The 11,710-nt window shown below is 66.9% G+C and carries 10 protein-coding genes; 8 read left to right on the forward strand and 2 right to left on the reverse strand.

The features are described 5' to 3' along the window. Window positions 1-80 precede the first annotated feature (80 nt). The 7 genes from CXQ90_RS04645 to CXQ90_RS04675 all read left to right on the forward strand — a co-directional run bounded on the left by CXQ90_RS04645 (window position 81) and on the right by CXQ90_RS04675 (window position 8,314). Window positions 81-1,064: a bifunctional riboflavin kinase/FAD synthetase gene (locus tag CXQ90_RS04645; protein WP_104137307.1), complete on the forward strand. Its 984-nt coding sequence runs from the start codon at window positions 81-83 to the stop codon at window positions 1,062-1,064. A gap of 41 nt (window positions 1,065-1,105) precedes the next feature. Next, entirely contained in the window at window positions 1,106-1,960 is an 855-nt protein-coding gene (kynA, locus tag CXQ90_RS04650; protein WP_104137309.1) for a tryptophan 2,3-dioxygenase, read from the forward strand. Further along, window positions 1,957-3,228: a kynureninase gene (locus CXQ90_RS04655; RefSeq protein WP_104137310.1), complete on the forward strand. Its 1,272-nt coding sequence runs from the start codon at window positions 1,957-1,959 to the stop codon at window positions 3,226-3,228. The genes kynA and CXQ90_RS04655 overlap by 4 nt, the downstream gene beginning before the upstream one ends. A 199-nt stretch (window positions 3,229-3,427) precedes the next feature. After that, window positions 3,428-3,697, forward strand: a complete 270-nt coding sequence (gene rpsO / locus CXQ90_RS04660; RefSeq protein WP_104137311.1) for a 30S ribosomal protein S15 — start codon at window positions 3,428-3,430, stop codon at window positions 3,695-3,697. 247 nt (window positions 3,698-3,944) lie between these two features. After that, window positions 3,945-6,209, forward strand: coding sequence for a polyribonucleotide nucleotidyltransferase (locus CXQ90_RS04665; RefSeq protein WP_104137313.1), 2,265 nt, complete (start codon window positions 3,945-3,947; stop codon window positions 6,207-6,209). A gap of 171 nt (window positions 6,210-6,380) precedes the next feature. After that, on the forward strand, window positions 6,381-7,724 hold the full coding sequence (locus CXQ90_RS04670; RefSeq protein WP_104137314.1) for a pitrilysin family protein: 1,344 nt from the start codon (window positions 6,381-6,383) through the stop codon (window positions 7,722-7,724). 128 nt (window positions 7,725-7,852) lie between these two features. Continuing rightward, window positions 7,853-8,314: a DUF1579 family protein gene (locus tag CXQ90_RS04675; RefSeq protein WP_104137316.1), complete on the forward strand. Its 462-nt coding sequence runs from the start codon at window positions 7,853-7,855 to the stop codon at window positions 8,312-8,314. A 119-nt stretch (window positions 8,315-8,433) separates the two neighbouring features. Here the strand turns inward: CXQ90_RS04675 and CXQ90_RS04680 are convergent, their stop codons facing one another. Together CXQ90_RS04680 and moaA are read right to left on the reverse strand one after the other, a co-directional pair. Beyond that, on the reverse strand, window positions 8,434-8,700 hold the full coding sequence (locus CXQ90_RS04680) for a MoaD/ThiS family protein (protein WP_104137317.1): 267 nt from the start codon (window positions 8,698-8,700) through the stop codon (window positions 8,434-8,436). Window positions 8,701-8,704: 4 nt separating this feature from the next. After that, complete coding sequence (gene moaA / locus CXQ90_RS04685) at window positions 8,705-9,838, reverse strand: GTP 3',8-cyclase MoaA (protein WP_181038423.1); 1,134 nt, start codon at window positions 9,836-9,838, stop codon at window positions 8,705-8,707. A 323-nt stretch (window positions 9,839-10,161) separates the two neighbouring features. Here moaA and CXQ90_RS04690 point away from each other — a divergent pair, with 323 nt between their 5' ends. Next, window positions 10,162-11,706, forward strand: coding sequence for a molybdopterin-dependent oxidoreductase (locus CXQ90_RS04690; RefSeq protein WP_104137319.1), 1,545 nt, complete (start codon window positions 10,162-10,164; stop codon window positions 11,704-11,706). The last annotated feature ends 4 nt before the right edge of the window (window positions 11,707-11,710 follow it).

The raw sequence follows: 11,710 nt of genomic DNA on the forward strand, positions 1-11,710 counted from the left end.
ATGCGGGTAATCTTAGAGAGTTCCGGAGCCTGGAAGGGCACCCGGACGTGTTCCTGTTCAGGCAGTAAAAGGCGAGGTTGATGGTCCACATCTGGAACGATCCGACCGAGGTCCCCGACGACTTTGGTCCTTCCGTTGTCACTATCGGCAATTTCGACGGCGTCCACCGCGGCCACCAGCAGGTGCTGTCCCAGCTCATCCGGACCGCACGGATGAACCGCGCCCGGTCCGTCGCCGTGACGTTCGATCCCCATCCGGCGCAGGTCCACCGGCCCGAGAGCGCACCCGAGCTGATCATGGGGCTGGAGGACAAACTCCAGGCCCTCGGCGAGCTTGGCCTGGACGCCGTGCTCGTCATGAAGTACTCGCTCGAGCTTGCGAGCCTCACCCCCGAGGAGTTCGTCGGCTCGGTCCTGGTCGACAGCCTGCATGCCAGCCACGTGGTCATCGGCCACGACGCCCGTTTTGGCCGGGGCAACTCCGGGGACCTGAACACCATGAAGCAGCTCGGCGAGCAGTTCGGCTTCGAGGTTCTCGTCATCAGCGAATTCGGTTCCGAGGGTTTCCCGCTGCACGACGACGGCGGGACGGACCGCCGCTGCTCGTCCACCTGGGTGCGTGAAGCGCTGAACGACGGCGACGTCGCCACGGCCGCCGCGGTCCTGGGCCGTCCGCACCGGATGCGGGGGGAAGTGGTCCACGGGGCCGCCCGGGGCCGTGCTTTGGGATTCCCCACCGCCAACCTCGCGCATGAAGCGAGCGGCTTCATCCCCGCAGACGGCATCTACGCGGGCTGGCTCGTGGACCAGGCCGGCACGCGCTGGCCGGCCGCCATCTCCGTGGGGTCAAACCCGACGTTCGACGGCGTCAGCCGCCAGGTGGAGGCACACGTCATCGACCGCCCGGAAGAGACCATTGAAGACTTCGATCTGTACGGCCAGACAGTAGTCATCGAATTTGTTGCCAGGCTCCGCGGCATGGTGGCATACCGTGGGCCTGAAGCCCTCGTGGAGCAGATGCGCGAGGATGTGGTGCAAACGCACGGCATCCTCTTCAAGCGCTGAACCGTCCGCCCCACACAGTTCTTGGCAAGGAAGGCAACTCTGTGACCGTGGAGAAGAACACCCGAAAACTGGACAAGGGGATCGTCCGCGATTTCAGCTCCCGGATGAGCTACGCGTCCTATCTCCAGCTGCCCACGCTGCTCAGCGCCCAGCAGCCGGTCAGCGAGCCGGAACATCATGACGAACTGCTATTCATCATCCAGCACCAGACCACGGAGCTTTGGCTCAAGCTGGTGCTGCATGAGCTCCGTATGGCCGCGGAACGGCTGCGGTCGGATGACCTCGGCACGGCGCTCAAAGGCATCGCGCGGGTCAAGCACATTCAGAAGACGCTGACCGAACAGTGGTCGGTGCTCGCCACCCTGACGCCCACGGAGTACTCGGAATTCCGCGGCTTCCTCGGCAACTCCTCGGGGTTCCAGTCCAGCCAGTACCGGGCCGTGGAGTTCGTGCTGGGCAACAAGAACAAGAAGATGCTTCCCGTATTCGAATCGGATCCCGAGGCCCACGCACTGCTGCAGGAAGTCCTCGAAGCACCGAGCATCTACGACGAATTCCTGGCGTACCTCAAGCGTCAGGGCTTCGACGTTCCCGAATCCGTGCTCAACCGGGATGTGACCAAGGCCCATGAGTTCGCGCCCGAGCTCGTGCCGCTGTTCAAGCACATTTACGAAAACGCCTCCGCCAACTGGGGCGCCTATGAGGCATGCGAGGAACTCGTGGACCTGGAGGACAACTTCCAGCTGTGGCGCTTCCGGCACCTGCGCACCGTGCAGCGCACCATCGGCATGAAGTCGGGCACCGGCGGCTCCAGCGGTGCAGCCTTCCTGCAGAAGGCCCTCGAACTGACGTTCTTCCCGGAACTGTTCGCCGTCCGGACGGAGATCGGCCAGTGAGCGCCCCTCATCCCCAGGCGACCAACCCGCAGACGGCAGACACCACAGACCGGCTCCGGCAGCGCGCCGCCGAACTCGACGCCGCAGACCCGCTGGCTCCTTACCGAGGCCTCTTCATCGGCACGGAAACCGACCTGTCCTACCTGGACGGCAACTCCCTGGGCCGCCCGCTCAAGCGCACCCCCGCGGACATCAGCACGTTCATCACGGAGGGCTGGGGCGGGCGCCTGATCCGCGGCTGGGACGAAGAATGGCTGGACCTGCCCCAGGCCATCGGCGACCAGCTCGGCCGTGCGGTCCTCGGAGCAGCGCAGGGCCAGACCACCATCGCCGATTCCACCACGGTGGTCCTGTACAAGCTGATCCGCGCGGCACTGGCTGCCGTAAAGGATCCCGCGAGGACAGAAATCGTCCTGGATACGGACAATTTCCCCACCGACCGCTACCTCGTCGAGGGCATCGCCCGCGAAGAGGGCCTGACGCTGCGCTGGATCGAGGCTGATCCCGCCTCCGGGGTGACCCTTGACCAGGTGAGAGAGGCAGTGGGGCCGGCCACCGCCGTCGTGCTTCTCAGTCATGTGGCATACCGCTCGGGGTTCCTGGCCGACCTGCCCGGAATAACGGCGGCCGTGCACGACGCCGGCGGGCTGGTTGTGTGGGATCTGTGCCATTCCGCGGGGTCAGTGGAGCTGGAACTGGACGCCTGCGGCGTCGATTTCGCCGCCGGCTGCACCTACAAATACCTGAACGGCGGCCCCGGCTCGCCGGCCTTCGCCTACGTCAACGCCCGGCACCTTGGCGGGCTGTCGCAGCCCATCTGGGGATGGATGGGCAGGAAGGACGCCTTCGAAATGGGGCCCGGCTACGAGGCGGCCCCGGGCATCCGCGGTTTCCTCAGCGGCACGCCCGCCATCTTCGGAATGATCGCCATGCGGGGCACCCTGGACCTGATCGAGGAAACCGGCATGGCCGCCATCCGGGAGAAATCGCGCCTGCTCACGGCCTATGCGCTGGAACTGTACGACGCGTGGCTGGCACCGGCCGGGGTGAAGCTTGCGACGCCCCGGGATCCGGAACTGCGCGGCAGCCACATCACCATCGACCATCCGGCCTTCCGCGAGGTGACGGCGGCGCTCTGGGAACAGGACGTCATCCCGGATTTCCGCGCACCGCAGGGCATCAGGATCGGACTCTCCCCGCTGAGCACCGGCTTCGCGGAGCTGCACCGCGGAATGGACGCCATCCGGGCCCTGCTTCCGGCCGACTGACGGTGCCCAGCCGAGCATCGCCGCCGCGTTTCGACAAGATTGCAACAAGGCCGGTAAACTAAGCGGTGGATCCGGCTGCAGTCCGTGGTGGCTGGTTCTTGCTTTGTGCGGGACTTCCTCGTTAGAGGGGGCGATCCGCCGGGCACACCCGGCAGTGAAGTACTGACTCGGGCCTCACGGCACATCTCTAGGAGTTATTGTGGCACTTGACGCCGCTGTAAAGCAGTCCATCATCAAGGAATACGCAACATCCGAGGGCGACACCGGTTCGCCGGAGGTCCAGGTTGCGGTCCTGACTCAGCGGATCAAGGATCTCACTGAGCACATGAAGGAGCACAAGCACGACTTCCACACCCAGCGCGGTCTGCTGGCCATGGTTGGTCGTCGCAAGCGCATGCTCACCTACCTCAAGAACACGGACATCGCCCGCTACCGTGCGCTCATCGAGCGTCTCGGCCTGCGCCGCTAGTCTGAACCAGGGGGCGGCCCTTTCCTCGAATGGAACGGGCCGCCTTCTTCAGTAGAAAAACTAAACAGGAGGATCAACCGCATCACGCATTCGCGGTCCTCGGTAGTGATCCCCGGGAAGCTTCGTTGACTGAAGCCCGGCCCGTGGGTCTCGATCGATGACCGGGTGCAGTGCAGGCCAGTAGACAGATGCTGGACTGGGTTGATGCGGCTGGACTTCCGTTAAACAAGAAACGGAGGTGACTCTCTTGGAGGGTCCCGAAATCCAGTTCTCAGAAGCAGTCATTGACAATGGCCGCTTTGGCAAGCGTGTAATCCGCTTCGAAACCGGCCGCCTCGCCAAGCAGGCAGCCGGCGCAGCCATGGTGTACATCGACGAAGACACCGCGCTTCTGTCCGCCACCACGGCCGGCAAGCACCCGCGCGAAGGCTTCGACTTCTTCCCGCTGACGGTCGACGTCGAAGAGCGCATGTACGCCGCGGGCCGCATCCCGGGCTCGTTCTTCCGCCGCGAAGGCCGCCCGTCCACCGAGGCCATCCTGGCTTGCCGCCTCATGGACCGTCCGCTGCGTCCGGCCTTCGTCAAGGGCCTGCGCAACGAGGTCCAGATCGTCGTCACGGTCCTGGCCATCAACCCGGATGAGCTCTACGACGTCGTGGCCATCAACGCCTCCTCGATGTCCACCCAGCTGTCCGGACTTCCGTTCTCCGGCCCGATAGGCGGCGTCCGCGTTGCCCTCGTGGCGGACGAGCAGGGTTCCCAGTGGGTTGCCTTCCCGAAGCACTCCCAGCTGGAGAACTCCGTCTTCAACATGGTGGTTGCCGGCCGCGTAGCCGGTGACGACGTCGCGATCATGATGGTCGAGGCCGAAGCCACGGACAACTCCTGGAACCTCATCAAGGAACAGGGCGCCACCGCTCCCACCGAAGAGGTTGTATCCGAAGGCCTCGAGGCTGCAAAGCCGTTCATCAAGGCCCTCTGCGACGCCCAGCAGGACCTGGCATCCCGCGCAGCCAAGCCCACCGTTGAGTTCCCGGTCTTCCTGGACTACCAGGATGACGTGTACTCCGCCGTCGAGGCCGCTGCAGCCGAGAAGCTGACCGCCGTGTTCCAGATCGCTGACAAGCAGGACCGCGACAACGCCGCCGACGAGCTGAAGGAAGAAGTTGTTGCTTCGCTGTCCGGCCAGTTCGAAGGCCGCGAGAAGGAGCTGTCCGCAGCTTTCCGCTCTGTCACCAAGCACGTGGTGCGCCAGCGCATCCTGAAGGACCAGATCCGCATCGACGGCCGCGGCCTGACGGACATCCGCCAGCTCACCGCCGAGGTCGAGGTTCTGCCCCGCGTGCACGGCTCTGCAATCTTCGAGCGCGGCGAAACCCAGATCATGGGTGTCACCACGCTGAACATGCTCAAGATGGAACAGCAGATTGACTCGCTGTCGCCGGTAACGCGCAAGCGCTACATGCACAACTACAACTTCCCGCCGTACTCCACCGGTGAGACCGGCCGCGTCGGTTCGCCGAAGCGCCGCGAAATCGGCCACGGTGCCCTGGCTGAGCGCGCGCTCGTGCCGGTGCTCCCGTCCCGCGAGGAGTTCCCGTACGCCATCCGCCAGGTGTCCGAGGCCCTCAGCTCCAACGGTTCGACGTCGATGGGCTCGGTCTGCGCCTCCACGCTGTCCATGCTCAACGCCGGTGTGCCGCTGAAGGCTGCCGTTGCCGGCATCGCCATGGGCCTGGTCTCCGACCAGGTTGACGGCCAGACCCGCTACGCGGCCCTGACCGACATCCTTGGCGCGGAAGACGCCTTCGGCGACATGGACTTCAAGGTGGCCGGTACGTCCGAGTTCGTCACGGCCATCCAGCTGGACACCAAGCTCGACGGCATCCCCGCCTCCGTGCTGGCAGCAGCGCTGAAGCAGGCCCGCGAAGCACGCCTGCACATCCTCGAGGTCATCAACGCCGCGATCGACACCCCGGACGAGCTCTCCGAGTTCGCACCGCGCGTCATCGCGGTCAAGATCCCCGTGGACAAGATCGGCGAGGTCATCGGCCCCAAGGGCAAGATGATCAACCAGATCCAGGAAGACACAGGCGCGGACATCTCCATCGAGGACGACGGCACCGTTTACATCGGCGCCACCAACGGCCCGTCCGCCGACGCCGCACGCTCCGCGATCAACGCCATCGCCAACCCGCAGGTTCCGGAAATCGGAGAGCGCTACCTGGGCACGGTCGTCAAGACCACCACCTTCGGCGCCTTCATTTCCCTCACCCCGGGCAAGGACGGCCTGCTGCACATCTCCGAGCTGCGCAAGATCGCCGGCGGCAAGCGCGTTGACAACGTCGAAGACGTCGTCTCCGTGGGCCAGAAGATCCAGGTTGAAATCACCAAGATCGATGACCGCGGAAAGCTGTCCCTGTCTCCCGTGGTGGCCGAAGAAGAAGGCGCCGGCGAAGCCGAGCGCGTTCACGCCTCGGCAAACGCGGAGGGCTCTGACGCCGCCGAGTAGTTCCACGGTTCGGGCGGCGGCATACAGTCGTTGCTGAGCTGAAGACGGCGGGGCCGGTGGTGATCCACCGGTCCCGCCGCCGTTAACCCGGGCTCCCGGGGAGACGCCGACCGCGGGGCCTGCGCTGGTACGATTGCAGGCAGATTTGGCTCCGCTTCCTGAAAGGCCTTGATGACTGTCGTACCCCTGCCCCTGGCGCAGAACCTCACCGGCGACACCCTGATCCACGGAGCCGACGGCGGTTCCGAAGTGCGCCGCTCCGTTCTCCCGGGCGGGGTACGGGTGCTGACCGAGGCGATGCCGGGCCAGCGGTCCGCGACCATCGGTTTCTGGGTGGGCGTAGGCTCCCGCGATGAGGCCCCGGGCCAGCACGGTTCCACGCATTTCCTGGAGCACCTGCTCTTCAAGGGCACCAAACGGCGCACCGCACTCGAGATCGCGTCGGCATTTGACGAGGTCGGCGGGGAATCGAATGCCGCCACGGCCAAGGAGAGCACCTGCTACTTCGCCCGCGTCCTGGACACCGACCTGCCCATGGCCATTGACGTGATCGCGGACATGATCACCGGCGCCGTGCTCGATCCCGCTGAAATGGAGCAGGAACGCGACGTCATCCTGGAAGAAATCGCCATGGACAGCGACGACCCCACCGACGTCGCACACGAAAATTTCGTCGCCGCGGTGCTCGGTACGCACCCCCTCGGCCGGCCCATCGGCGGCACGCCGGACGCCATCCGGGCCGTGGCCCGCGATTCAGTGTGGGACCACTACCGGCGGTACTACCGTCCCGATGAGCTCGTGATCACCGCCGCCGGCGGCCTGGAGCACGACGTCGTCTGCCGCCTCGTGGTGGATGCCCTCCACGCTGCGGGCTGGCCGCTTGAGCCCGGCGCGGCACCGGTGGACCGCCGGTCCACGGTACGCGCCGACATCACCGGGACGGCGGGCCTCCACGTGGTCAAGCGCCCCGTGGAGCAGGCGAACATCATCATGGGCTGCCCCACGATCGTGGCCACGGACGACCGCCGCTACGTCATGAGCGTGCTAAACGCCGTGCTGGGCGGCGGGATGTCCTCCCGGCTGTTCCAGGAGATCCGCGAAAAGCGCGGGCTGGTCTACTCCACCTATTCCTTCGCATCCTCGTACGCCGACGCCGGCTATTTCGGGATGTACGCCGGCTGCACGCCCACCAAGGTCCGCCAAGTGGTGGAACTCCTCGGGGCGGAACTGGACAAGCTCGCAGACGGCGGCATTTCCGATGACGAACTCCGCAAAGCGGTCGGCCAGCTGTGTGGCGGAATCGTGCTGGCGTTGGAGGACACGGGGTCCCGCATGTCCCGGCTTGGCCGCGCGGAACTGGTGTCAGGCGAGTACCAGGACATCGATGAAACGCTCCGGCTCATCAAGGCCGTGACCGCAGGGCAGGTCCAGGAACTGGCCCGCGAGCTTGCCGCCGCGCCCCGCACGGTGACGGTGGTCGGACCCTTCGAGGAGAGCGAAACCTTCGGCCTCTGACGCCGGGGCCTGACCCTTGGCCTCTCACGCCGGGGCCGGTGGTCAGCCGGCGCTGCGCCGGCCGGCATGTCTCTGGACAGTCCCCGCAGGGCGGGCGATGATGGAGCCAACCCCACTCGGGAGGAAGAATGGACCGTCCGCATCCGGGGTCAGCACATGAGGCGCTCGAGATTTTCGTCGGGCACTGGCTGGGAACCACCGAGCTGGCCGCTTCCCACTGGGGGCCCGCCCGGACCGCCACCGCAGAGGTGACGTTTACCCGGGCCGCGGGAGGCTTCGCCGTGGTCCAGACCTACCGGCACGTCGAGGCAGACGGCACCCAGTTCGAGGGCCACGGCGTCTTCACCGTGGACCCTGACCACGAAGAAACACTCTGGTACTACGTGGACAGCATGGGCCGACCCCCGGCGGCGCCTTCGCGCGGCGTCTGGCATGATGCCACGCTCACGGTGGAGCGGCACAGCGACCGCGGAACGGCCAGGCATACTTTCCGGGTTGACCACGGGTCCCTGATCCACACCGCGGAACTCCGGCTGGGCGACGCCCAGGACTTCAACCCGTTCATGACGTCCATCTGCCACCGCGCCTAAGCCGCCCGGCGGTGTGGGGCAGCGACACAGCCTGACCCCCCATGGGTAGCAGCCCGCGTGTTTCCGGGCGCTGAGAACGGCGGGAGCCGCTACGTATTTGGGGTGATGAGCTGAGGAGATTATCCGCCGGCGAACGGCGGCAGAACGTCCACCACGTCGTCGTCGGACAGGACAACCGTCCGGTCCCGGACGGCCACTTCGTTCAGCAGGAAGCTGCTCCGGGCCAGGATCCGCTCCAGCGGAGGAGTGCCGGCCGGCGGCAGCGGACGTTCGACGTCGAGCACGGCGGCCAGCAGCGCTTCAACCGTAGCGCCGGGCGGAAGCTCGAAGCGTTCCTCGTCGACGCCTGCTGCCGCGCGCGCGGCAGCGAAGTACCTTACGTTCAACTGGTCAGCCTCCGATGGCGCTCATGCTGCGGTCCGGCTGGACGAAGTCCGGGGCATCGAGTCCCACGTGGTCCATCCCGTGGGCTTTGGGTTTGATCCACATGGCGTCCTGCCAGCGCCCGGCCAACTGCTGGTCGCTGGCGCCCTCCCGGAGCAGCCCGAGCAGGTCAAACTCCTCGCGGGAGAACAGGCAGCTCATGATCTTGCCCTCCGCCGTGATCCGGGTCCGGCGGCAGTCCGAGCAGAACGGTTCGGTGACCGAGGCGATGATGCCGACGGTTCCCAGCGCGGGGCCGGCTGCTTCAGCCGAACCGGCCGCCCGGCGTCGTACTTCAAAACGTTCGGCGGGGGCACCGTCGCGTTCGCGCGGATCCGGGCTGAGGACATACTCGGCCGAGAGCAGCTCCCGGATTTCGGACGCCGTGATCATGTTCCGGCGCGTCCAACCGTGGTCGGCGTCGAGCGGCATCTGCTCAATGAACCGGAGTTCGTAGCCTCGCGCCAGCGCCCAGGCCAGGAGCGACGGCGACTCGGCGTCATTGATGCCCCGCATGAGGACCGCATTGATCTTGACCGGGCCCAGGCCTGCGGCCCAGGCCGCATCCACGCCCGCCAGGACGCGGTCCAGGAACGGGCGCCGCGTCAGCTTGGTGAAGGTTTCCTCGTGCAGGGAATCGAGGGAGACATTGATGCGCGTCAGCCCTGCAGCCTTAAGCGCGGCAGCCTTTTTGTCCAGGCCCACGCCGTTGGTGGTCATGGAGATCGGGAGCCCGGGGTGGGCCTTCCGGAGGGCTGCAATGATGTCGATGAGGTCCGCCCGGACCAGCGGCTCACCGCCGGTGAGGCGAAGCTCGCGCACACCCAGCAGGTCCACGCCGATCCCTACGATCCGGATGATTTCAGCGGCGGACATGACGGCCTGCTTGGCCAGCCATTCCAGCCCCTCCGCCGGCATGCAGTAGGTGCACCGGAGGTTGCACTTGTCCGTGAGGGAAAGCCGCATGTCGGTGGCGCGGCGTCCGTAACGGTCCGCGAGGCCCTCGGGAGCATCGGCCGGGCGGGCAGCAGGAAGGGGCTGCGCGCCGGGAACCGGAAGGCTTCCTTCGCGGGGCTGCGGGATGCCAAGCTGAACACTCATGAATTCAGGCTACGCCACGCCGGGGCCATCCATCACGCCTGTGACTTCGCGCCCGGGCAGCAGCAGGCGGGGCTGAACGCTCCTTGCGGCCCGGCGCGGGTGTCAGCGCACACCATCGAAACTATGCTTGAAGTGTGAACGAGTCCCAGCCAGCCGGACCCGGGGCAGCAGCCGGACAGCAGGACCACCCCGACGCAAAAACGCGGCCGGCCGGCGCCGTACGCGGGGGACCGGACGAAGCAGGGGCAGCCCCCGTATCAGACGAAGTTCATGAAGCACGGGAAGTCCCTGAAACAGGCAAGGTCCAGGAAACAGGCCGACGGATGCCGCGCCTGTGGGCTGCGGCCGCGGGTGTCGTGGCGGCCGGCACGGGGCTCGTGGCGAGCGAGCTCATCGCCGGATTCGTCAGCCCCTCCCTGTCCACCGTGACCGCGTTGGGTGGTGCCGTCATCGATGCCGTTCCGCCGGGCGTCAAGGACTGGGCCGTTTCGCTGTTCGGCACCGCGGACAAGCTCGCGCTGCTGGCGGGCATGGCGCTGGTGATCTCTGCCCTCGCCGCGGTGTCAGGGGTGGTTGAACTGCGCCGACGGTTCGCGGGCGCCGCGATCTTCGCCGTCTTCGGCATGGTGGGACTGGCCGCGGTCCTGACGCGCGCCCAGGTGACTGTCAGCGCCGTCGTGCTTCCTGTTCTTGCGGCCGGCATCGCCGTGCTGGTGCTCCGGAGGCTGATCGGGCGGCTGGCCGCCTGGCAGCTCGTAGGCCGGCAAGCGGGCGTACAGAGCGAGGCAGCTGACCAGCCTGCGCGGCGCGGATTCTTCCAGCTGCTGGGCGGCACCGCCGCTGCTGTCCTCGGAGGAGGCGCCCTTGCCACTGCCTGGCGGGGCGGGGCCGCCGGTGTCAACGAACTCCGCAGGACCCTGCGGCTGCCAACGCCGACGCTCCCGGCGGCTGCCATTCCGCCCGGCGCCGACATCGGGCTCGCCGGGATGGAGCCGCTCGTGACGCCGAACCCCGAGTTTTACCGCATCGACACCGCGCTGTCCGTCCCGGTCATCGATCCGCGCGAGTGGCGGCTTAAAGTCACCGGCTTGGTGGAGCGTGAGGTCGAACTTGATTTCGCCGCGCTGCTGGCCAAACCGATGAGGGAACGCCATGTGACCATCGCCTGCGTGTCCAACGAGGTGGGCGGCGACCTGATCGGCAATGCGCTCTGGCTCGGCTGGCCCGTCCGGGAGCTGCTGGCCATGGCGGGGCCGAAGCCGGGCGCGGACATGGTGCTGTCCAGGAGCTCGGACGGCTGGACGGCGGGGACCCCGCTGGACGTTCTCACGGACAGCCGGGACGCCTTGCTCGCCGTGGGCATGAACGGCGAGCCGCTCCCGCTGGAGCACGGGTTTCCGGTCCGCATGGTCGTCCCCGGACTCTACGGGTTCGTGTCGGCCACGAAATGGCTCACTGAACTCAAAGTCACCCGGTTCGCGGACGACGTCGCCTACTGGACGCCGCGCGGCTGGTCCGCGCGCGGACCCATCAAGATCTCCTCGCGCATCGATGTCCCCCGGAACGGCAGGTCCGCGCCCCCGGGCCGCGTGGAGTTCGGCGGCGTGGCGTGGGCGCAGCACACCGGAATCGGGAAGGTGGAGCTGCGGGTCGACCGGGGGAGCTGGCAGCAGGCCGACCTTGCTCCCGGAATCTCGGTGGACACCTGGTACCAGTGGCGGCTCGGCATCGACCTGCAGCCGGGACAGCACGAAGTCCAGGTGCGCGCCACCGATCTTCGCGGTGCCGCCCAGACCGAGGAGCGCCGGTCCGTTGCCCCGGACGGCGCCACCGGCTTCCACACCATTAGAGTTGACGTAAACCTGTAGCCGC

This window comes from Arthrobacter sp. ZGTC131, from assembly GCF_002929275.1.
In the GTDB taxonomy this organism is placed as follows: Bacteria; Actinomycetota; Actinomycetes; order Actinomycetales; family Micrococcaceae; genus Arthrobacter.

Excerpts from the sequence above, each read along its gene's own strand:
- CXQ90_RS04645 (WP_104137307.1), top strand. The coding sequence starts at position 81 with ATGGTCCACATCTGGAACGATCCGACCGAGGTCCCCGACGACTTTGGT.
- CXQ90_RS04670 (WP_104137314.1), top strand. The coding sequence starts at position 6,381 with ATGACTGTCGTACCCCTGCCCCTGGCGCAGAACCTCACCGGCGACACC.
- CXQ90_RS04675 (WP_104137316.1), top strand. The coding sequence starts at position 7,853 with ATGGACCGTCCGCATCCGGGGTCAGCACATGAGGCGCTCGAGATTTTC.
- moaA (WP_181038423.1), bottom strand. The coding sequence starts at position 9,838 with ATGAGTGTTCAGCTTGGCATCCCGCAGCCCCGCGAAGGAAGCCTTCCG.
- CXQ90_RS04690 (WP_104137319.1), top strand. The coding sequence starts at position 10,162 with ATGCCGCGCCTGTGGGCTGCGGCCGCGGGTGTCGTGGCGGCCGGCACG.